Annotated in this window: 16 protein-coding genes; 6 read left to right on the forward strand and 10 right to left on the reverse strand. The window is 66.2% G+C overall.

Annotated features, from left to right (window positions below; all coding sequences use genetic code 11):
• Positions 1 to 18: 18 nt before the first annotated feature.
• From C8J46_RS00760 to C8J46_RS00770, 3 genes are all read right to left on the reverse strand, one after another.
• A complete protein-coding gene (locus C8J46_RS00760; RefSeq protein WP_132734153.1) occupies positions 19 to 1,257 on the reverse strand; it encodes an ROK family transcriptional regulator in 1,239 nt (412 codons plus the stop codon).
• A gap of 107 nt (positions 1,258 to 1,364) precedes the next feature.
• Positions 1,365 to 3,185: a DUF885 domain-containing protein gene (locus tag C8J46_RS00765; RefSeq protein ID WP_243643146.1), complete on the reverse strand. Its 1,821-nt coding sequence runs from the start codon at positions 3,183 to 3,185 to the stop codon at positions 1,365 to 1,367.
• Positions 3,186 to 3,261: 76 nt separating this feature from the next.
• A complete protein-coding gene (locus tag C8J46_RS00770; RefSeq protein ID WP_132734155.1) occupies positions 3,262 to 4,071 on the reverse strand; it encodes a methyltransferase domain-containing protein in 810 nt (269 codons plus the stop codon).
• Positions 4,072 to 4,217: 146 nt separating this feature from the next.
• On the opposite strand from C8J46_RS00770, the gene C8J46_RS00775 reads away from it, so the two are divergent.
• The gene (locus C8J46_RS00775) at positions 4,218 to 4,478 is read left to right on the forward strand and encodes a DksA/TraR family C4-type zinc finger protein (RefSeq protein WP_132734158.1); all 261 of its coding nucleotides are present in this window, start codon (positions 4,218 to 4,220) and stop codon (positions 4,476 to 4,478) included.
• Positions 4,479 to 4,560: 82 nt separating this feature from the next.
• On the forward strand, positions 4,561 to 5,427 hold the full coding sequence (locus C8J46_RS00780; RefSeq protein WP_132734160.1) for an exonuclease domain-containing protein: 867 nt from the start codon (positions 4,561 to 4,563) through the stop codon (positions 5,425 to 5,427).
• A 15-nt stretch (positions 5,428 to 5,442) separates the two neighbouring features.
• On the opposite strand, the gene putA is transcribed toward C8J46_RS00780, so the two are convergent.
• Entirely contained in the window at positions 5,443 to 9,048 is a 3,606-nt protein-coding gene (gene putA / locus C8J46_RS00785) for a trifunctional transcriptional regulator/proline dehydrogenase/L-glutamate gamma-semialdehyde dehydrogenase (protein WP_132734162.1), read from the reverse strand.
• A gap of 117 nt (positions 9,049 to 9,165) precedes the next feature.
• Here putA and C8J46_RS00790 point away from each other — a divergent pair, with 117 nt between their 5' ends.
• Entirely contained in the window at positions 9,166 to 9,639 is a 474-nt protein-coding gene (locus C8J46_RS00790) for an Lrp/AsnC family transcriptional regulator (protein WP_132734164.1), read from the forward strand.
• Between the two features lie 138 nt (positions 9,640 to 9,777).
• On the opposite strand, the gene C8J46_RS00795 is transcribed toward C8J46_RS00790, so the two are convergent.
• The 6 genes from C8J46_RS00795 to C8J46_RS00820 all read right to left on the reverse strand — a co-directional run bounded on the left by C8J46_RS00795 (position 9,778) and on the right by C8J46_RS00820 (position 18,264).
• A complete protein-coding gene (locus C8J46_RS00795; RefSeq protein ID WP_132734166.1) occupies positions 9,778 to 10,575 on the reverse strand; it encodes a formate/nitrite transporter family protein in 798 nt (265 codons plus the stop codon).
• Complete coding sequence (locus C8J46_RS00800; RefSeq protein WP_132734168.1) at positions 10,572 to 12,944, reverse strand: FdhF/YdeP family oxidoreductase; 2,373 nt, start codon at positions 12,942 to 12,944, stop codon at positions 10,572 to 10,574. Before C8J46_RS00800 ends, C8J46_RS00795 begins: the two co-directional genes overlap by 4 nt.
• Before the next feature lie 170 nt (positions 12,945 to 13,114).
• Entirely contained in the window at positions 13,115 to 14,158 is a 1,044-nt protein-coding gene (locus C8J46_RS00805) for a rod shape-determining protein (protein ID WP_207894045.1), read from the reverse strand.
• A gap of 431 nt (positions 14,159 to 14,589) precedes the next feature.
• The gene (locus tag C8J46_RS00810; protein WP_132734172.1) at positions 14,590 to 14,808 is read right to left on the reverse strand and encodes a hypothetical protein; all 219 of its coding nucleotides are present in this window, start codon (positions 14,806 to 14,808) and stop codon (positions 14,590 to 14,592) included.
• A gap of 121 nt (positions 14,809 to 14,929) precedes the next feature.
• The gene (locus C8J46_RS00815; protein ID WP_132734174.1) at positions 14,930 to 17,416 is read right to left on the reverse strand and encodes a TonB-dependent receptor; all 2,487 of its coding nucleotides are present in this window, start codon (positions 17,414 to 17,416) and stop codon (positions 14,930 to 14,932) included.
• Positions 17,417 to 17,481: 65 nt separating this feature from the next.
• A complete protein-coding gene (locus C8J46_RS00820) occupies positions 17,482 to 18,264 on the reverse strand; it encodes a gamma-glutamyl-gamma-aminobutyrate hydrolase family protein (protein ID WP_243643147.1) in 783 nt (260 codons plus the stop codon).
• A 273-nt stretch (positions 18,265 to 18,537) separates the two neighbouring features.
• Here C8J46_RS00820 and C8J46_RS00825 point away from each other — a divergent pair, with 273 nt between their 5' ends.
• Genes C8J46_RS00825 through C8J46_RS00835 form a run of 3 tightly spaced genes read left to right on the forward strand, consistent with a single transcriptional unit; the run spans position 18,538 to position 21,991 of the window.
• Positions 18,538 to 19,893 (forward strand): mannanase, encoded by a 1,356-nt coding sequence (locus C8J46_RS00825; RefSeq protein WP_132734176.1) that lies wholly within the window; start codon positions 18,538 to 18,540, stop codon positions 19,891 to 19,893.
• Entirely contained in the window at positions 19,893 to 20,900 is a 1,008-nt protein-coding gene (locus tag C8J46_RS00830) for a glycosyl hydrolase (protein WP_243643148.1), read from the forward strand. The genes C8J46_RS00825 and C8J46_RS00830 overlap by 1 nt, the downstream gene beginning before the upstream one ends.
• Positions 20,897 to 21,991: an SGNH/GDSL hydrolase family protein gene (locus tag C8J46_RS00835; RefSeq protein ID WP_132734178.1), complete on the forward strand. Its 1,095-nt coding sequence runs from the start codon at positions 20,897 to 20,899 to the stop codon at positions 21,989 to 21,991. Before C8J46_RS00830 ends, C8J46_RS00835 begins: the two co-directional genes overlap by 4 nt.
• The last annotated feature ends 48 nt before the right edge of the window (positions 21,992 to 22,039 follow it).

The raw sequence follows: 22,039 nt of genomic DNA on the forward strand, positions 1-22,039 counted from the left end.
GACTTTTTCGGGGCTTGGTCAGGACTTGATCAGGATCGCATCGGAGGGGAGCATCCGGTCGAGGAACGGCAGAATCGCCGCGCCGACCGCCGGCGCATCGCGCGATAACGTCGCACGGCGGATCGGTGCCGAGGCCGGGATATTGGGCGCCGCGGCGGTCAACTTGCACGACGTTTCGGCCGCCAGACGATCGAGGATCGCATCGGGCAGGCGTCCGCCAAGCAGGATCGCGGCCGGATTGATCAGGCAGTTGATCGCGGTCAGCGCGGGCACGAGCGCGGTCGACGCCTCCTCGATCCAGGTCTCGAGATGCGGCGCGTGGGCCTCGGAGAACATCTGCGTCGGATCGAGTCCGGCGATCGACAGCCCCGCGGTTTCAAGTCGCTCGGCCAATGCCGACAGCGATACGACGTCCTGCAAGACACGCGACGGATCGCCCACCAGCGGCAGGAAGCCGATCTCGCCGCTGCGTGCATCGGCGCCGCGATAATAGGTGCCGTCGATCACGATCCCGCCGCCGAGCCCGGCGCTGATCAGGATATAGAAGACGCTGGCGTGATCGAGGCCGCTGCCGAACTGCGCCTCGCCGATCGCGGCGGCGGCGGCGTCGTTGTCGATATGGATCGACCACGGCACGACGTCGGCGAGCAGCGCCTGGAGATCGACCTCGCCCCAGCGCTCATACCCCTCGGGCCGGTGCGGCAGGACGACGCGACCGAGGTCGTCGGGCAGCGCGACACCGACGCCGAGCACGCGGTCGGCGCGGATCACGCCGCTCTGCTCGATCTCGGCGAGACCGGTCCGCACGATCGCGACGACGTCTTCGGGCATCGCGAACGCGATCTGCCGCGTGAACCGCGACCGGACCGTGCCCGCCAGATCGAGCGACACCAACGTCACATGATCGCGGTCGATGTTGAGGCCGATCGCGAAGCAGCCATCGGGATTGATCCGCAACCGCACCGCGGGCTGGCCCCGGGCACCGGTGCGGCGGCCGGCATCGACGATCAGCTCGGCGTCGAACAGCCTGGCCGTGATGTTGGCGATCGTCGGCGAGGTCAGGTTGGTCATCGCCGCGATTTCGCTGCGGGTGATGTCCGGATTGCGCCGGATCACCTGCAGCACGACGCGCTGGTTATAATCGCCCGCGCGTTCCAGGTTGGTGCCCGACAGGCTCGGCCCAAGCCGCACCGCACGCTCGTCCGCGGTAACCCCGCCTTGGACCGCCGGCTCGAAATCCGAAAAATTCAACCTCATCCCTCCGGTGATCTTGAAAGATCCCATTTTGGTATTGTCGATCGTCCCCCGTCACCGAACCCAAGTCAACATTCAAAAAATCATTTTGGTATTCTTCTGGAATGCCGTCAGCGCGTGGCGCTGCCCGCGGCAATCCAGCGATCGATCTTCTTCTCCAGCACCGGCATAGGCAGCGCGCCGGTATCGAGCACCTGCGCATGGAAGCCGCGCGGATCGAACTTCGCACCCAGTGCCGCCTTCGCCTTCGCCTTGGTCCGCGCGATCGTCAGCTGGCCGATCTTGTACGCCAGCGCCTGCCCCGGAATCGCGATGTAGCGCTCGACCTCGGCGGTCGCGTCGGTTCGCGCCATCGGCGAGTTGGCGAGCATGTAGGCGATTGCCTGGTCGCGCGTCCAACCCTTGGCATGGATGCCGCTATCGACCACCAGCCGCATCGCGCGCAGCATCTCGTCGTTCAGCCCTCCCATCCGCTGATACGGATCGGTCTCGACGCCCAGTTCCTTCCACAGGCTCTCCGAATACAGCGCCCAGCCCTCGACATAGGCGGTATTCCCGCCGAACCGCATGAACGCGGGCAGCGCGGTATTCTCCTGCGCGAGACTGATCTGGAAATGATGCCCCGGCACGCCCTCATGCAGGAACAGCGTCTCCATCTCCCAAGTGTAGCGCGACGGCAGGTCATAGGTGTTGTAATAGAACACGCCCGGCCGCGTCCCGTCCGGCGTACCGCCCTGATACGAGCCGCCCGCCTCGGTCTTTTCCTTGAACGCCGGCACCGCGCGGATTTCGAGCTTGGTCTTGGGCACCAGGGAGAACTGCTCGGGGATCCGCTTGTAGATCTTCGTCTCGATCGCCTGATAGCCCTCGCGGAGCTTCTCGGCCGACGCAGGCGCGAACTTCGCATCGGTCCGCAGATAGGTGAAGAACTCCGGCAACGTCCCCTTGAAGCCAACCGCCCGCTTCTGCGTTTCCATGTCCTTCAGCAACCGCGCGACCTCGGAAAGCCCCAGCGAGTGGACCGCGTCCGCGGACAGCGGCAACGTCGTGTTCTGCTCGATCAGATACGCATACAGCTTCGCCCCGCCCGGGATCGCCGACAGGCCCACGCTGTCACGTGCCTTGGCGCGGTATTCGTTGGCGAGGAAATCGCGCATCCGCTGTTCGGCCGGCAGGATCACGTCGCGGATCTGCGTGGCATACGCCGTCCGCAACCGCGCCTGATCCGCCGCGCTAACGCTCGCCGGGAACGTCTTGAGCGGCCCCGCGAAGGTCGAGCGCTCGACGCCCTCCTTGATCAGATTGTCGAACTGGCCGATCATGTTGTCGACCACCAGTCGCGGCTGGACGATGCCGTCCTTCATCCCTTCGCGGAACAGCCCGATCGCCCGATCGAGCACCGCGGCATATTCGGCGTTACGCTTCAGATTATTCTCGTAATCGACGAGCGTCTTGAACGGCGCGGCGCCCTGCCCCGACGCGAAATCGGGATAGAAGGTCTGGAACCCCGAGAAATGATCCATCGGCAGGTCGCGCTGGATCTTGAGCAGATCGGGCGCATAGCCGCGCAGCGTGATCCGCGTATTCGTCTCGAACACGTCATACGCGATCTGGTCGACCGCCGACAGCTTCGCGCGATCGATCCGGCCCAGCGCGGCGAGGTCGGCCTCCGCCGCCGCCCGCTCGGCAGCCGTAAAGGCGTCGGTCAGATAGTCGCCGAGATGATCCGCATAGCGCAGGTCGCCGCGGAAGATCGCCGACACCGGATTGCGCTTCAGGCTCGCCTCGTCGCTCGCGTAGAACAGCGCCTTGAGCCTGGTATCCTCGGCGCTGTCGCCGGCCTGCGCGGTCGGTGGCGGCAACGCCTGCCCGACCGCCGCGCTCGCGCCGGTGGTTGCAAGAAACGCAGCGAGCAGCAGCTTGATCGACACCGGCAAATTCCCCCACCGCAAACACGCGGCTATCGTCGAGGATTAGGCCGGGCGTCAAACCGCTGCAAGCAACGCTTTACCGCGGTTTGACGAACTTCAGCGTCATCCGGTCGCTCTCGCCGATCGCCGCATATTTGGCGCGGTCGACGTCCTTCAACGCATAGCTCGGCGGCAGCGTCCAGACGCCGCCCGGCCAGTCCGCGCTGTCCTTCGAATTGGCGTTGACTTCGGACCTGCCCGCCAGCTTGAACCCGGCCGCGGTCGCGAAACCGATCACCGAACTCGGCTTCATATAGCCGCTCTTCTCCTCGGCAGCGACATCGCGCGTCTCGGGCAGGCGGTGTTCGACGACCCCCAGCGTACCGCCCGGCTTGAGCATCTTGAACATCGCCGCGAACATCGCGCGCGCCTGATCCACGCCGCCGAAGCGCCAGTTATGGATGTTGCGGAACGTCAGCACGACATCGGCGCTGCCATCCGGCACGCCCGGCTTCCCCGCCTCCGCCGGGAACGCCGCCAGCCGAACCTTGCCATAGGTCGCGGCATTCTTGGCCTGCATCGCGCGCACGCCGTTGAGGCCCTTCTCCCACGAGCCCGCCGCGTAATACGCCCCGCTTCGTGCGGTCAGCGGCGCGAGGATCTCGGTATACCAGCCGCCCGACGGCCAGATCTCGACCACCGTATCGGTCGGCTTCACCCCGAAGAACGCGAGCGTCTGCGCCGGGTGGCGATAGCGATCGCGCGCGACATTGGCCGGCGTCCGCGTCGTTGCAGCCACCGCGGCGGCGATCGGCGCAGGCACCCGTTGCGCACTGGCCACGGTCGGTGCGCTCGCGACGAGCAAGGCTGGGGCGGCGCAAAGCATGAGACGGACAGAGCGGTTCATCGTCGACCTTTCGGAATGAGCTGACCCGAGCGTGGCCCGAATGCGGCCGATCCACAAGCCCGCAGCCACAGCGCCGCCCGTCCGCGTCTGGAAAAGGACAGCATGATTACCCATATTCTTGAAGAGGTTGAACAAAGGACGAGGCAATGGCGGGCGGCTGGACACGCGACGGCGCGGTACAGGATCAGATCGATGACACGGTGATGGACGCCGTGTTGGCCGCGCGTGCACGCATGCCGACCGGCGAAAGCGAGCCGTATTGCGCGCAGTGCGGCGACGACATCCCCGAAGGCCGCCGGTTGGCGATTCCCGGCGTACGCACCTGTGTCGCCTGCCAGAGCGGCCGCGATCGCCCCGCCTCCGCACTCTTCAACCGCCGCGGCAGCAAGGACAGTCAGCTTCGGTAACGTGACGCAAGTCTTTGCCCCCGCTGCCGGGCGAGGATCAGCCCATCTTTACTTGGCCCAGCTTGATCGTCAGGGCAGACCCATGAGCGACGTGACGCACAGCACTGCCCCACAAAATGACGCCCCCGATTTCGTCGTCATCGACGTCGAGACCGCCTGCTCGCGCGTCAGCAGCATCTGCCAGATCGGCATCGTCGGTTTCAAGAACGGCCGCGAGATCTTCGAGTACGAAACGCTTGTCGACCCGCGTGACATATTCGAGGTCTTCAACACCCGGATCCACGGCATCGCCGAGCATCACATCGTCGGCCAGCCGACCTTCGCCGACGTCCACGCGATCGTCCACGGCCATCTGTCGGGCCGCACCACCGTCGCGCACTCCTATTTCGACAAGGGCGCACTGGCCGCCGCCTGCCGCGTCCACGACCGCGCGATGATCGAGACGACCTGGCTCGACAGCGTCCGCGTCGCCAAGCGCGCCTGGCCCGATCTCGAAAGCCACCGCCTCGGCCTCCTCGCGCGCTATCTCGGGATCACCCACAAGCATCACGACGCGCTCAGCGATGCACGCGCCGCCGGCTGGGTGATCGTCAAGGCAAGCGAACACACCGGCCTCTCACTCGACGACTGGCTCGCCCCGCCGCGCGTCGCCGGCCCCGCACCCGCGGCGGCAGCAGACGGACCGCTGAAAGGCGACCGCGTCGTGATCCTCGGCGAACCCCGCGACGGCAAGCTCGCGCACATCGCCGCCGGCTTGGGCGCGCGCGTAATGACCGGGGTCGGCAGCTCGACGACGCTGCTCGTGGTAGCCGGCCGCGAGCCGTTCGGCCGCGCGACCCGGTCGAGCGTCGCCTATTCGAGGGCGCAGGCTCTCCGCGCCGAGGGTGCCCCGATCCGGATCATCGCCAGCGACGCGCTGAAAGCGATAGCCGCCAACCGCCGCCCCTGATCCTCCCCTATCGGCTCAGGCCATCGCCATCAGGCTAGCATTGCCCCCCGCCGCGGTCGTGTTGATCGAGGTCGACACCTCCTCGACCAGCCAATCGAGCCGGTAGCCACCCCCCGCCTGCGTCAGCACGATCGGCCCCGGCAGCGCGGCAATCGCCTGGTTGAGCGCGCGGACGCGTTCCGCATCCCCCTCGATCAGCGCACCCGCATAAGGCCCCGCCGCCGCCCAATCCTCGACCCACCGCACGCGAGCGGCAACCGCCTTCGGAAGGTCCAGCGTCAACGCCGCCGCATCGCCGATCACGAGGTCGTTTCCGGAGGCAAGCCCCGCCGCAAGCTGTGCGACCAGACCGTCCTGCGTCTCGGGGAGCAGCAACACCGTGCCACGCGGATGGATCGCATAGACGTTGGTCTCGCCGACCGGACCGGCCAGTTCGGTCACACCGCCCAGCGGCGACGCCGCCGCGCAATCCCGCACGGCCTGCGCAGCGCAGGCATCACCGCGACCGTAAAGCCAGGACGCGAACTCCGTCGCCACCGGATCACCCGAACCGCGCGCCCCGACATCCGCCCCCGTCACCAGCCGACCAAGATACAGCGGCCCGCCCGCCTTCGGCCCGGTGCCCGACAGCCCGCGCCCGCCGAACGGCTGCACGCCGACCACCGCGCCGATCACGTTGCGATTGATATACAGATTGCCCGCCTGCACCCGCTGCGTAACGAACGCGATCGTCTCGTCGAGCCGCGTGTGCAGCCCGAACGTCAGGCCGTAGCCGGTCGCGTTGATCCGATCGATCAGCCTGCCCAGATCGGCGCGCCGGAAGCGCACGACATGCAGCACCGGCCCGAACACCTCGCGTTCCAGATCGGCGAGATCGTCGAGTTCGATGATCGTCGGCGACACGAACGTGCCGTGCGTCGTATCCCCCGCCGGCGCGATCTGCTCGACCGGGCGGCCAAGCGACCGCATCCGCTCGATATGCCGCTCGATGTTCAACTTCGCCTCGGCCGAGATCACCGGGCCAATATCGGCCGCCAGCGTATCGGTGCGGCCGATCCGCAACTCGCGGAGTGCCCCCTTGAGCATCGCCAGCGTCCGGTCGGCGACATCCTCCTGCAGGCACAGGATGCGCAGCGCCGAACACCGCTGCCCCGCACTGTCGAACGCCGACGCGACCACGTCCGCGACCACCTGCTCGGCGAGCGCGGAGGAATCGACGATCATCGCATTCTGCCCGCCCGTCTCGGCGACCAGCGGGATCGGTGCTCCCGTCGGCGACACACGCTTGGCGAGTTCCGCCTGGATCAGCCGCGCGACCTCGGTCGAACCGGTGAACATCACCCCCGACGTTTCGGCCGCCGCGACCAGCGCCGCGCCGATCGCGCCGTCACCCGCAACCAGATGCAACACATCCTCGGGCACGCCCGCCTCATGCAGGATCGCGATCCCCTGCGCGGCGATCAGCGGCGTTTCCTCGGCGGGCTTGGCCAGCACCGCATTGCCCGCGACCAGCGCGGCGGCCACCTGCCCCGCGAAAATCGCAAGCGGGAAATTCCACGGGCTGATGCACGTCACCACCCCGAGCGGGACCTGCCCCGCGGGGAGCAGCCGCGCCTGCTGCGCATAATAGCGCAGGAAATCGATCGCCTCGCGTACCTCGGCCACTGCATTGGCGAGCGACTTGCCCGCCTCGCGCATGACCAGCGGCAACAACACCGGCATCCGCGCCTGCATCAGGTCCGCCGCGCGATCGAGACACGCCGCGCGCTCGTCGACCGACACCGCCGCCCAACGCGACGCCGCCTCGGCCGCGGTCCGCGCCATTGCGAGCGCTGCATCCGGCGACAGTTCGCAAACCGTGCCGACGACGTCGCGGTGGTCCGCCGGATTAAGCACCGGCCGCGCGTCGCCCTTAGTCCCAGCCTGCACCGGCGCCAGCGCCCCGCGGAACGTCTCGCTCAGCGCTGCCAGCACACCCTCGTCGCTCGCATCGAGCCCGTCGGAATTGCGCCGCGTCCCATAAAGATCGCGCGGCAAGGCGATTGCCGGATGCGGCTCGCCCGGCACCGGCATCGCGCGCACCGTCGCGACCGGATCCGCGACCAGCTCGGCGATCTGCACCGCCGGGTCCGCGATCCGGTTGACGAACGACGAGTTCGCCCCGTTCTCCAGCAGTCGCCGGACCAGATACGCGAGCAGCGTCTCATGCGTCCCGACCGGCGCATAGATCCGGCACGGGCGGTTCAACCGGTTACCGCCAACGACCTCCTCGTACAGCGGCTCGCCCATCCCGTAGAGGCACTGGAACTCGTAATCGCCGATCACGAAGTCGGGCCCCGCCATCGCGTGAATGGTGGCCAGCGTCTGCGCATTGTGCGTCGCGAACTGCGGGAACACCGCATCGCCCGCCGCCAGCAGCTTCCGCGCACACGCGATATATGCGACGTCGGTATGTACCTTCCGCGTGTAGACCGGGAAATCGGCCAACCCGTCGACCTGCGCGCGCTTGATCTCGGCGTCCCAATACGCGCCCTTGACCAGTCGCACCATGATCCGGCGATCGGCCCGCCGCGCCAGTTCGACGATCCAGTCGAGCACGAACGGACAGCGCTTGCCATACGCCTGCACCACGAAACCCAGCCCGTTCCAACCGCTCAGATCGGGGTCGGTCGCAAGGCTTTCGAGCAGGTCGAGCGACAGTTCGAGCCGATCCGCCTCCTCCGCGTCGATGTTGAGACCAATGTCGTAGCGCTTCGCCAGCAGTGCGAGCGCCTTCACGTCGGGCAGCAGCTCGGCCATCACCCGGTCGGCCTGCGACCGGGCATAACGCGGATGCAGCGCCGACAGCTTGATCGAGATCCCCGGCCCGCCATAGATCCCGCGCCCAGCCGACGCCTTGCCGATCGCATGGATCGCCGCGACGTAATCGCCGTGATAGCGCCGCGCATCCTCTGCGGTCGTCGCCGCCTCGCCGAGCATGTCGTAGCTGTACTGGAAGCCCTCCGCCTCGGGGCCACGCGCGTGCTTGAGCGCTTCGGCGATCGTCTGGCCGGCGACGAACTGCTCGCCCATCATCCGCATCGCCATCGCCACGCCGCCGCGGATCACGGGCTCGCCCGCGCGCGCGATCAGCCGGGTCAGCGCCGCACCGAGCCCCTTGTCGTCGACGCTCCCGGTCAGCTTGCCCGTCAGCGCCAGCCCCCAGGTCGCAGCGTTGACGAACAACGACCGCCCCTCGGCGAGATGCGACGTCCAGTCGCCACCCGCGATCTTGTCACGGATCAACGCATCACGCGTCTCCGCATCCGGAATCCGCAGCATCGCCTCCGCCAGGCACATCAGCGCGACGCCCTCCTGGCTCGACAGCGCATATTCCTGGACGATCCCCTCGACCCCGCCGCCGCGCTTTTTCGCCCGCAGCGCCGTAATCAGCGATGTCGCAGTGCGCGTCGCATCCGCCGCGGTGGCGTCGTCGAGCGTCGCTTGATCGAGCAGCGGTGCGAGGCATTCGGCCTCGGGACGTCGATACGCGGCGGTAATCGCACGGCGCAGATCGCTCTGCGCACGGATCGGCGGGGCGAAATCGGCAAACAATGGCGAAAGCGAAGATGTGTGCGGCATGCGGCGAGCCTCGTCTGGAACCTGACTAGACCGTAGCATGGACGCGATTGGCGATCCGCCTTATCGATGGCGTTATATCGGTCGGTTCGACCATTTTCAGGAGGCAGGAGCGGCGGAATGCCCGATAAAGTGGATCACGCCAGTGAGATCGACCAGTTCGACCGCCGCATCATCGACCTTCTGCGCGACGACGGCCGGATGTCGGTAGCAGAACTCGCGCGCCGCGTCGGACTGTCAAAAACGCCCTGCCAGGTCCGGCTCAAACGCCTGCTCGACCAAGGCTATATACGCGGCTTCCGCGCGGTGCTCGATCCAGTCAAGCTCGGGCTCGATCACATCGCCTTCACCGAGGTAAAGCTGTCCGACACGCGCGAGGCGGCGCTCGACGCGTTCCGCCGCGCGGTACTCGCGATCCGCGAGGTCGAGGAATGCCACATGATCGCCAGCAGCTTCGACTATCTGCTGAAAGTCCGCACGCCCGATATCCGCCGTTACCGCGAGGTGCTGGGCGAGCGCATCTCGAGCCTGCCGCACGTCGCCAGCACCTCCACCTTCGTTGCGATGGAGACGATCCGCGACGGCGCGATGTGATCCGGTAGCTAAATCCTCCCCCGCCAGGGGGAGGTGGCTGGCACTTGCCAGACGGAGGGGGAGGAACAGGCAACCGCTGTTCCGTGTCCTCCCCCCCGCCGCTTTCAGCGCCACCCCCCCTAGCGGGGGAGGATGGAATTATCTCCGCTTAGCGGGAGCAACGACCCCATCGGTCTTCGACGCGACCAGATACCCGCCGACCACGAACACCAACGCGCCGATCGTGTTGCCGACCGTCACGATCGCGAGATTGCGGACCATTCCAGCAAGATCGATCGACGCATGCGGCACCAGCAGGCCAAGCGTCAGCGCGGTCATATTGGCGACCGAATGCTCGAACCCGGCAGCCACGAACGCAAGCAGGATCCACGCCATCGCGATGCACTTGGCAGCATCGCCGGTCATCCGCGCCGCGGTCCAGATCGCCAGGCAGACAAGCCAGTTGCACAGGATCGCGCGTGCCAGCAGCGCGGTCGCGTCGACCGACACCTTGTGCAGCACATAGCCGTGGAACATCGCATCGGCGTTGGCGAAGATCGCGCCGCCACCGCCTGCCGCGAACACGAACGAGAGCACGACGCCGCCGATGAGGTTGCCGATCCACACCACGACCGCCAGCTTGAGCGCGTCACCGATCGTGATCGTCCGCCGCGCGAGACCGAACCCGAGATACATCACATAGCCGGTAAACAGTTCCGCGCCGGCAAACACCGTCAAGATCAGCCCGAGCCCAAAGGTCGCGCCCATCACCAGCGGACGCACGCCGGGCTCGAGCCCCGACGCCGTGCTCAGCGCCAGGATCATCGCGATGCCGATATACGTGCCGGCGAGGATCGCGCCCGCGAAGAACCCCGCAGGCGAGCGCCGCAGCGCCTCGGCCTTGGTCGCCGCGAGGGTCGCGTAGGTGTCGATCGTCGACGAATAACCAGTGCTCATGCGGGGACTTTGCTCTCGTGGCCGACGATCCCCGCGCGCACCACGCCGCGATCCGACCCGAGGTCGGCAGCAGCGGGACGGACGGTCACCGGGATGGATTTGTAGGAGGGGGTAAAGCTCTGCGGATCGTGATCCTCGAGCGCGATCAGCGGCTGCGTCTCGGGGTAATAGGAGGCGACGCAGCCATCGGGCAGCGCGTATTGCACCAGCATCAGCTTCTGCACGACCCGGTCGGGCCGCGCGAACTGGAGCGCGGTGGCAATATCGACGACATCGCCTTCCTTATGCCCCAGCCGCGCCATGTCGCGCTCGTTCATGAACAGGATGTCGCGACGCCCGAACACGCCACGATAACGATCGTCGAGGCTATAGACGGTAGTGTTGTACTGGTCGTGCGCGCGCAGCGTGGTCAGGCGCAGCACGGTCGGATCGCCTGCGCCCTCGTCTTCCTCGACGCCCTTGGTGACGAGGAAGTTCGCCTTGCCGCTATCCGTCTTCCACTCGCGCATCGCCGCGGAGTTCGGCAGGTGGAAGCCACCCGGCTTGCGGATCCGTGCGTTGTAATCGGCAAAGGCAGGGAACACCGCTTCGATCTTTTCGCGGATCAGGCTGTAGTCGCCGACATACGCGTCCCAGTCGATATCCACCGGCGCGCGGCCCTTGGCTGCAAAGGTCGCCTTGGCGATCTCGCCGACGATCCAGATCTCCGACTTCACGTTCTCGCCCGGCGGCATCAGGAAGCCGCGCGAGGCGTGGACCATCGACATCGAATCCTCGACTGTCACCGATTGCTGACCGGTCGCCTGCATGTCGAGCTCGGTCCGCCCCAGGCACGGCAGCACATAAGTCGCCTTCGCCATCAGCAACTGCGTGCGGTTGAGCTTGGTGGTGATGTGCACTGCCAGATCGAGATTGCGGAACCCTTCCGCGCACGCCTGCGGATCGGACGAGGCGATCGCAAGATTGCCGCCGAGGCAGACGATCGCCTTGGCGTGGCCGTCGCGCATCGACGCGATGCTCTCGACCACCGAATGGCCGTGCTCGCGCGGAGGTTCGAACCCGAACACATCGCGCATGTTGTCGAGCAGCAAGGGCATCGGCCGCTCGGTGATGCCGACGGTGCGGTCGCCCTGAACGTTGCTGTGGCCGCGCAAGGGGCAGATGCCCGCGCCCGGCTTGCCCATGTTACCCCGCAGCAGAAGCAGATTGGCGATCTGCTGGACGTTGGTCGTGCCCGTGCGATGCTGCGTGACGCCCATGCCGTAGCAGCAGATCGTCGACTTCGACTTCGAGTATGCCAGCGCGACCTCTTCGAGATCACTGCGCGAGAGCCCGCTGGAGCGCTCGATATCCGCCCATTCGGTGGTGGCGAGATCGGCGATATAGTCTTCGAGGCCCGCGGTATGCTCGGCGATGAACGCGTGATCGAGCGCGCGCTCGCCACCCGACATCTTGGCCGCCTCGTCGAGCGCGACCAGCGCCTTGGCGATGCCCTTCAGCGCGGCCGCGTCGCCACCGACCTTAACCTGGTAATAGCTGCTCGCGATCGGGGTTGCCGACATCGTCGCCATCTCGACCACCGACTGCGGCGATTCGAAACGTTCGAGCGAGCGTTCCTTGAGCGGGTTGAAGACGATGATCTTGCCACCGCGCTTCGACACTTCGCGGAGCGTCGCCATCATCCGCGGATGGTTGGTGCCCGGGTTGTGACCGATCGACAGGATCAGGTCGGCATGGTCGAAATCCTCGAGGCTGACGGTGCCCTTGCCGATCCCGATCGACTTCGGCAGGCCGACCGAGGTCGCCTCGTGGCACATGTTCGAGCAGTCGGGGAAGTTGTTGGTGCCGTACAGCCGGACGAACAGCTGGAACAGGAACGCCGCCTCGTTCGAGCAGCGACCCGAAGTGTAGAACTCGGCCTGGTTGGGATCGGGCACGGCCGCCAGCCCCGCGCCGATCTCGCGCATCGCGTCCGCCCAGCTCACGACCTCATAGTGATCGGTGGCGACGTTGTAGCGAAGCGGCTCGGTGACGCGGCCCTGGTCCTCGATCCAGTGATCGCTCTGCTTCCAGATATCCGACACGCTGTGCTTGGCGAAAAAGTCCGCGCCGATCGTCTTCGCGGTCGACTCCCACGCGACGGCCTTGGCGCCGTTCTCGCAGAATTCGAACGACGAGGTATGCTTCGGATCGGGCCATGCGCAGCTCGGGCAGTCGAAGCCATCGGGCTGGTTGGACTTCAACAGCGTCTGGCCGCCGCGCACGACGATCTGTTGCGCCTTCAGCGAAACGGCGACCGCTTTCAGCGCACCCCAGCCCCCTGCCGGGCCGGTATAGTCGGCAATGCCGTCTGGACGTTTGGTCGCCATGTCGCTTCTCCCGCTGACAGTCGCGCTTCCGACAGCTAGGTCAGCGACGCATACATATCCTGCGCCCTACGAGCTTAGCCAACACGCGCTAAAGCAATAATTCCCCACTCCGTGATCGTGATATTTCGTAAGTGTTATCGCAGGTTACCCCGGCGGCCTTGCGCGACGCGTCAGGCCTCGGTCATCACGCCCTGATAAATCGGCTCTTCCATCGCCCGGCCCGCACCGATCGCGACGCAGGTCAGCGCATTCTCCGCGACGATCACCGGCAGCCCGGTCGCATCCGCCAGCACCTCGTCGATCCGCGCGAGCAACGACCCGCCGCCGGTCATCACGATCCCTTGGTCGCAGATGTCCGCGGCGAGCTCCGGTTCGGTCTTTTCCAGCGCGGTCAGCACGGTCTCGACGATCTGGCCGATCAGATCGCCCAGCGACCCGGCGATATCGCCTTGCGTCACCTCGATCTCGCGCGGGACGCCGGCGCGCAGGTCGCGCCCCTTGACGCGCATGATCTCGCCGACCCCATCGTCGGGCATCCGCGCCATCCCGACCGCGAGCTTGACGCGTTCGGCGGTCGCCTCGCCGATCATCAGATTGTGCTTGCGGCGGATCATCGACGCGATCGCATCGTCCATCTTGTCGCCGCCGACCCGCGCCGACGTGCTGTAGGCGAGCCCGCGCAACGACAGCACCGCGACCTCGGTCGTGCCGCCGCCGATATCGACGATCATCGCGCCGACCGGTTCGGTCACCGGCAACCCTGCACCGATCGCCGCCGCCATCGGCTCCTCGATCAGGAACACTTTCCGCGCGCCGGCATTGGACGCCGCCTGGCGGATCGCGCGGCGCTCGACCAGGGTCGCGCCCGACGGGATACAGATCGCGATCTCGGGATAGCGCGGCATCCGGCTATGCCCGCCATGCGCCTTGTCGATGAAGAACTTGATCATCTGCTCGGCGACGTCGAGATCGGCGATCACGCCGTCGCGCATCGGCCGGATCGTCTCGATCCCGTCGGGCGTCTTGCCCATCATCAGCTTGGCCTCGGCGCCGACCGCACGAACCTGTTTCACCCCGCCGCGCGTCTCGATCGCGACCACCGACGGCTCGTTGAGCACGATCCCCTGCCCGCGCAGATAGACGACGGTGTTCACCGTGCCGAGATCGATCGCCATGTCACTGGAAGCACGGCTGAACAGACGAGGAAGACGCATCGGCTTTGACATTCTGCAACAAGGGCGCGCGGTCATGCCGACCGTCGCCATAGAGACCATCAGCGCTGTGCGTACGCGCGATCCGCGTCAATCCGCCTGCGCCCGACCGGGCGATCCAGACGACGATTACGAAAAATGGCCCGGCAGAGGGGTTCTGCCGGGCCACGAGGATTCGTCCAGGGAGCTTCACTTCGCCTCGACGTTACTTCGGTGTAATGCATACCAATCAAATAGGAATACAGTTTCGCAAAGAGTACGACGAAGCGACCGTAAAATACGACCGAGCAAGCTTCCAATAAACCACTGACATAGACTGTAAACACAAACAGATAATGCCCCCTTTTGATCGGGAGGCATTATCTGTTCGAGCCGCTCAGGGCGAAGTCTACCGATCTTGGCGCGCCCTACGAGAACGCGCCACGACCGGTCGATCAGAACGTGTTTCCGGTTGTGTTGGTCTCGGTCGTATTGATCAGGTCGGTCGAATTTTCTGTTGCGACGCCATCGACCGCTGAGAAGTTCGCATCCGATTCCTCGACGACCGTGTTGCTGTCGATAGCCGAAACGTTCGACGGCTCGGCAGTCTTCGAACAGGCCGCAAGACTAAGTGCCAGGACTGCAATCATGGGCACGATCGTGATTTTGTTCATGAACTGGTCTCCGTGGTGACGACGTCAGAACTGCAGTCGCATAGCGCAACATTGGCTCTGGAACCGAAAGCTACCGCCGATGATCGCCCGGCGCAATACCCTATCGTGGAGATAGGATTTATCACCAGCTCAAGCCGGCGCGTGCATAGAGATAGCGACCGTTGAACCCGAACGGCGAGTAATAGGGGAAGCCGATCACCCCGGTGCTGTTGTTCGCGGGGATGGTCGCGTCGGGATACACGTCGAACAGGTTGCTGACGCCGAACCCCAACTGCGCGCCCTTGGTCGCCTGATAGCGGAGTTCGATATCGGTGATGACGTGCTTGCCGCTATGGACGTCGGCGGCGGCCGTCGTGCCCGGCTGGTTGACGTCGCCGTAATAGGTCACGCGGGCAAGCGCGCCGAACTGTTCGAGCGACCAGTCGATCGATCCGGTCACCTTCTCGCCGGGGGTGCCGTCCTCCAGCGTCAGGATACGACTGCGCGCGAACAGCGTCGGCGCGGGATTGAGCGCCGATGTCGAGGTCGGCACGCGCGTGACTTTCGAATCGTTGATGTTGCCGGCGATCGTCAGGTCGAACGTCCCCACGGAGTCGGTCGGCATGCGGTAATGCGCGACCGCGTCGATGCCCTTGGTGGTCGAGGCAAGGCCGTTGAGGAAGAACCGCGCGGCGGTGGCGCCGGATCCCGCCAGAAGGTTGGCGATCTGCGTATTGACCGCGACGGACTGGGTCGGCGACGTCGATATATTCTCCGACAGGCCGATCTGGTTGCGGATGTGGATGCGATACGCATCGACGGTCAGATCGAACCGGCCGGCACGAATGACGGCACCAGCCGACAGGTTGGTCGACTTTTCCGGCTCGAGCGGAAGGCCGCCGAGCCGGCTGGCGACCGGGCTGATCGACGGAAAGGTGCCTGTCTGGATCGGATTGCCGTTCTGGATGACGGTCGCGATCGAGGTGAAATATTGCTGTTGCAGCGCCGGCGCGCGGAACCCGGTCGACGCGGTGCCGCGCAGCGCGAACCAGCGCGTGAAATCATAGCGTGCGGAAAGCTTGCCGGTCGCGGTCGAGCCGAAATCGGAATAATCCTCGCCGCGTCCGGCAAGGCCGACCAGGAACTTGTCGGTCACCTGCGCTTCGACATCGAGATAGACGCTGCCGTTGCGCCGGCTGCGCTCGATCGCGTTGGCGGGCGAGAAGCCGCCAAACCCCTGCGCGCCCGGCGCAGCGGTCGCGGCCGCCCCCGTCACCGTGCCGGCCGCGGGATAGCCATAGGAGGCGAGCTCACCCGCCTCGATCTTGAACCCCTCGCGGCGCCCTTCAAGACCAAACGCGACGTTGACGCCCTGCAACAGGTCGAACTTGCGGTCGACATCGAGCCCGACGATGTACTGGTCATAGATCAGCGCGCCGTCGGAAAAGTCCTTCGGCGTGGTGCTGCCGAACGCGTAATTCGCCGAATTGAGCGTGCGGAAGCCGATCTTGTTGCGGCCATAGCTCGCGTTCAGGTCGACGTTCCAGTCGGCGACCACGCCCTTGATGCCTACCGCCGAATTGATGTCGCGCGACTTGGTGTTGATCAGCGGCAGGAAGCCATCCAGATAGCCGGCCAGCGCGGTCGTCGCGTTCGCCAGGCGTGGGAACGCCGCACTGCGCGTGTCGCGGTCCTGATAGCCGAGCCAGCCATACAGCTTCCACGTCCCCGTCAGCGTCGTGCCGGCATTGGCGAAGATGCTGTATTGCTCGACTGCCGGATCGCCGAACCGACCCGTCACGCGTGTTCCGGGGACGCGCGGATCGAAATCGGCGCGGTTGGTCGCCTCACGGTTCAGATACTCGCCCGACAGCGTCAGAAATCCGTCTTCGCCGAAGCCGAGTCCCTGCCAGCCCGAGACGGTGACGGCATGTTCGCCGGTCCTGCTGCGGCTACCGCGCGCGGTGTCGATGTCGGTGTTGTAGAAGCCGTAATTGACCGTGGCGGCGCCGCCCGACCGCGCCTCGCGCAGGCGGAGGTTGATCACGCCGGCGATCGCATCGGAGCCATATTGCGCCGATGCGCCGTCGCGGAGCACTTCGATCCGGTCGAGCGCGACGGTCGGAATGGTGTTGAGATCGACCGCCGCCGAGCCGCGCCCGACCGAGCCGCCGACGTTGAGCAAGGCCGCGGTATGGCCGCGCACGCCGTTTACCAGCACGAGCGTCTGGTCGGGCGACAGGCCGCGCAGCGTCGCGGGGCGGATCGCATCGGTGCCGTCGACCGCCGAGGGCCGCGGGAAGTCGATCGAGGGTGCGATCGCCGCCAGCGCCGCGCCGAGTTCGGTGGTGCCCTGGCGCTGGATCGCGGCCGAACTCAGCACGTCGACCGGCGACGCGCTGTCGAGCCGCGACCGGCCGACCGCGCGCGTACCGGTGACGATGATGTCGTCCTGCGTGTCGGGCGCAGCCGCGGCGGCAGGATCGGCCGAAGGATCGGCGGCAGTCTGGGCCGGCACGTCCTGGGCCCGAACGTCTTGGGCCGGCATGTCTTGGGCGAACGCGGCCTGCGCGATGACGAGAGCGAAGGTCGACGCGGCGAGCGCCAACGCGGTACGGTAAGCAGTCATGTCATGGTCCCTGATAGTGGATCGTTCTGCGACGACCTCTGGGTGTGTGGTACGAATGAAGGCGATCAACGGTCCCGACAGGTCCCGAGCGATCGCCCGATAAGCGAGAAAAAGGCCTGGCTCGCGGCGCTGGCGGCGACATCCCATTCGGGATGCCACTGCACCGCCAGCACATCGCCGCCGCACGGCCGTGCCGAGAACGCCTCGACTAAGCCGTCCGAGGTCGCCAGCGCCTCGATAGTGAGCCCGGACCCGAGCCGATCGATCCCCTGGCGGTGAACCGAGGTGACCGAGAGGCTGCGCCGTTGCGTCACCGTCGCGAGCATCCCGCCCGCCTGCAGGTCGACGTCGTGGACGTGATCGAACAGCGTTTCATACGCGGTCGCGTCTTCGGTCGCCCGGTGGTGTCCCGCGTCGAGCGTATCGGTCAGCGTGCCGCCGAACAGGACATTGAGTTCCTGCAATCCGCGGCAGATCCCGAACACCGGCCGCCCGCCCTCGATCATCCGCCCTGCGAGCTCCATCGCTACCGCATCGCGGTCGAGATCGAGCGCATCGTCCGCCGCGCCATCCGCTGCATCGGTCTTACCATAGCGCGCGCCCGCGACGTTGGACCGCGACCCGGTCAGCAACAGCCCGTCGAGCCGCCCCGCCAGCGCGCGCGTATCCATCGCGTCCGCGACCGCGGGCACCAGCAGGACGGTCGCGCCGGCATAGCGGACCAGCGGCTCGACGAACCGCGTCGCGACCGCCTGGATCGGGCGATCGGCGACCTCGTTACAACACAGGACGCCGATCACGGGCTTGATCGGCCCGTCATCGCTACGGCAGCATGCAAACCGCATCATGCGGCATGGCCGCACATCGTCGAGCGTCGTTGTTTCCGTTGCATCGCGGTGGCCTTTCGCGATCAATATCCATCGATCGCGTCGGATATTGGAGCGCTATAAGCTTTGGCACGGCCAAAAATTCATTGTCCGCACGAGACCGTGCGTAAGTGCCTACGAATTACCCAAATGAATTTCTATTTTCGTGGATATCCGCATAGACCGCATTGGTCTGATTCGGCAGATATCGCGATGCGTGCAGCAGACACGGCGTGGGATGGATGGGAGTATGATATGACGATGAACCGGCGCACGGCGCTTTTGACCGGGGCAGCGATCACCAGCGGTGCGCTTCTTTCCGCCTGCGCAACCGTGACGCAGCCAGTTGGTCGGGCCCAGCCCTCGGCGTTCGTCACCGTCGTCGGGCATGGCTTCGAACGCAACGGCAAGCCGTATCATTATGCGGGTGCGAACATCTGGTACGGCGCGTGGCTCGGCGCGGACACCGCCTATGGCAATCGTGCGCGGCTCGGGCGCGAACTCGATCGTCTGAAGGCGCTCGGCGTCCGCAACCTCCGCATCCTCGGCTCGGCCGAATTGTCGCCGCTCAAGAACTCGATCACCCCGGGATTTCGCGACCAAAGCGCGACGTACAACGAGGACCTGCTGAAGGGCCTCGACTGGACGCTCGCCGAAATGGCGAAGCGCGACATGACCGGCGTGATCTACCTGACCAACTTCTGGGAATGGTCGGGCGGGATGATGACGTATCTGTCGTGGGTCAACGGCGGCAAGTTCATCAACATGAACGACCCCGCGCACCCCTGGCCCGAGTTCGCCGACTGGAACGCCGCCTTCTATACGAACGGTCAGGCGCAGGCGATGTACCGCGATTACATCCGCGCGGTCGTCTCGCGCACCAACACCGTGACGGGCGTTGCCTATGCCGCGGATCCGACGATCATGGCATGGCAACTCGCGAACGAACCGCGCCCGGCTGGTGGCGACAAGGTCGCGGTGCCTAATCTCTCGCATTTCTATCGCTGGATCGACGAGACCGCGCGCTACATCAAGACGCTCGATCCCCATCACCTCGTCTCGACCGGCTCGGAGGGACTGAAGGGCTCGATCGAGCGCGAGGATGTCGTGCTCGCCGCCCACAAGTCGCCCTCGATCGACTACCTCACCACGCATATCTGGCCCAACAACTGGACCTGGATGGACGCAGGCAATCTCGCCGGCACCTATGACGCCGGTGCGGCGAAGGTGGCCACCTATATCGACGTGCATATCCGGCTCGCCACGACGCTCGGCAAGCCGCTGGTGATCGAGGAGTTCGGCTACCCGCGCGACGGCCAGGCCGCCTATGATCCGTTCATCACGACCGAATATAAGGACCGCTTCTACCGCCAGATCTACGCCGCGATCGAGGCCAATGCGAAGGCCGGCGGGCCGCTTGCAGGCTCCAACTTCTGGGCCTGGAACGGCGAGGCGCGGACACCGCATGCCGATCACCGGTTCCAGCGCGGCGACCTTGGCTATATGGGCGACCCCCCGCATGAACCGCAGGGCTGGTACGGCGTGTTCGACAGCGATGCCTCGACCCAGGCCGTGATCCGCGCGCACGCCGCGGCGATGGCGGCGCTCTGATGCTCAACCGTCGTGAGACGCTCGGGATGACGGCGGCGCTTGGTCTGCTGCACGGCATGCCGGCGCTGGCAGCGGTGCCGAACCGCCGTCTGAGCAATCCGAAAGCCTCGCCCGCCGCGCGCCACCTCTACGCCTATCTGTGGAGCCAATACGGCAGGAAGACGCTGACCGGGCAACAGGAGCAGGGCTCCGGCCCGACCAACCCTAACGGCGAACTCGACTATCTCCAGCGCGTGACGGGCAAGCTCCCCGCGATCCTCGGGCTCGACTATATCGATCCGCGCGACAACGACGCCGTCAACGACCGGGCGACCGCCTGGGCGCGGTCGGGCGGGATCGTCACGCTGTGCTGGCATTGGGGCGCGCCCGACATCGGCACCGGCTATGAGAATTCGAAGAAGGATTTCGACGTCGCCGCCGCGCTGAAACCGGGGACGCCGCAGAACGTCGCGATGATGCGCCAGATGACCGAAGTCGCGCGGCTGTTGAAGGTCCTGCAAGACCGCGGCGTCGCGGTGTTGTGGCGCCCGTTCCACGAATTCAGCGGCGACTGGTTCTGGTGGGGCAAGCACGGCCCCGCCGCGTTCAAGGCACTCTGGGCGCTGATGCACGACCAGTTCACACGCGTTCACGGTCTGAACAACCTGATCTGGGTGCTAGGCTGGGCAGGCCAGAACGTCGATCCCGCCTGGTATCCCGGCCGCGCGACCGTCGATGTCGCCGGCGCGGATATCTACGCCAACGACCACGGCAACCTCGCCCCGATGTTCGCGCAGGTGAAGGCGATCGTCGGCGACACGCTGCCGATCTGCCTGCACGAGAACGGTCCGGTTCCCGATCCCGCGCTGCTCGGCCCCACGGCGGACTGGCTCTGGTTCATGACCTGGCACACGCGCTGGCTGACCGGCGCCGACCAGAACACGCCCGACCGGCTCCGCCGCGACTTCGCCTCGAACCGCTACGTCACCAAGGACGAACTCCCCGCATCGCTGAAGGTGAAGGCATGAAGACGATCCTCGGCCTGATCGCCGCGACATTGCTGGCGACCTCGGCGATCGCCGCCCTGCCGACCGTGACCCCGACCACCGCGAAAGCCGGTGCGCCCCTCCCCGTCCACATCGGCGGTCGCGTCGAGCGGACCGCGGATGGCTTTAAGCGCCAATGGCCGGGCACCTATTTCGAGGCGGCATTCCGCGGCCCGAGCGCGCTGCTCAGCATCGGCCAGGGCGACGTCATCCTCCGCGTGTCCGTCGATGGCACCCCCGCCGCCAAGCTCGTCAAGCCGAGGCCCGGCCTCTACCGCGTCGCCGGCCTGTCGAACGGCCGCCACACGATCCGCGTCGACGTCGCAAGCGAAAGCCAGGCCGCCCCGACCGTCTTCGGCGGCTTCTACGCCGACCGGGGAACGCGTGCCCTCCCCGCACCCGCCCGCGCGCGCCAGATCGAGTTCATCGGCGACTCGCACACGGTCGGCTATGGCAACATCTCCACTAAGCGCGACTGTACGCAGGATGAAGTCTGGGCGACCACCGACACCGCGCAAGCCATGCCCGCGCTGACCGCCCGCCGCTACGACGCCGACTACCAGGTCAACGCGATCTCGGGCCGCGGGATCGTCCGCAATTACGACGGCATGGCCGCCGACACATTGCCCGTCGCCTACCCCTTCACGCTGTTCGACAAGGCCAGGCGCTACGCCGACCCCGCCTGGCACCCCCGCCTGTTCGTCATCGCGCTCGGCACCAACGACTTCACCACACGGCTCCACCCCGGCGAGCCTTGGCAGACGCGCGACGCGCTCCACGCCGATTACGAGGCGAAGTACGTCGCCTTCGTCAAAGCCGTTCGCGCGCGCAATCCGGGCGCGCACGTCGTGCTCTGGGCCACCGACATGGCCGACGGCGAGATAGCCTCCGAGGTCGGCAAGGTCGCCGCGCGCCTCAAAGCCGAGGGCGAGCGCAACGTCGCCTTCGTCCCCGTCACCGGCCTCGCCTTCACCGGCTGCCACGCGCATCCTTCGACCGCCGACGATGCGCGGATCACGACGGCGCTATCGACCTATATCGACGCGCATCCGGAGATCTGGACGAAGAAATAAGCAAATGATTTGCACATTGTAGCGCTAACCCGGTAGCAGGGATGCCAA

The sequence above is a fragment of the Sphingomonas sp. PP-F2F-A104-K0414 genome (assembly GCF_004340945.1).
Classification (GTDB): domain Bacteria; phylum Pseudomonadota; class Alphaproteobacteria; order Sphingomonadales; family Sphingomonadaceae; genus Sphingomonas.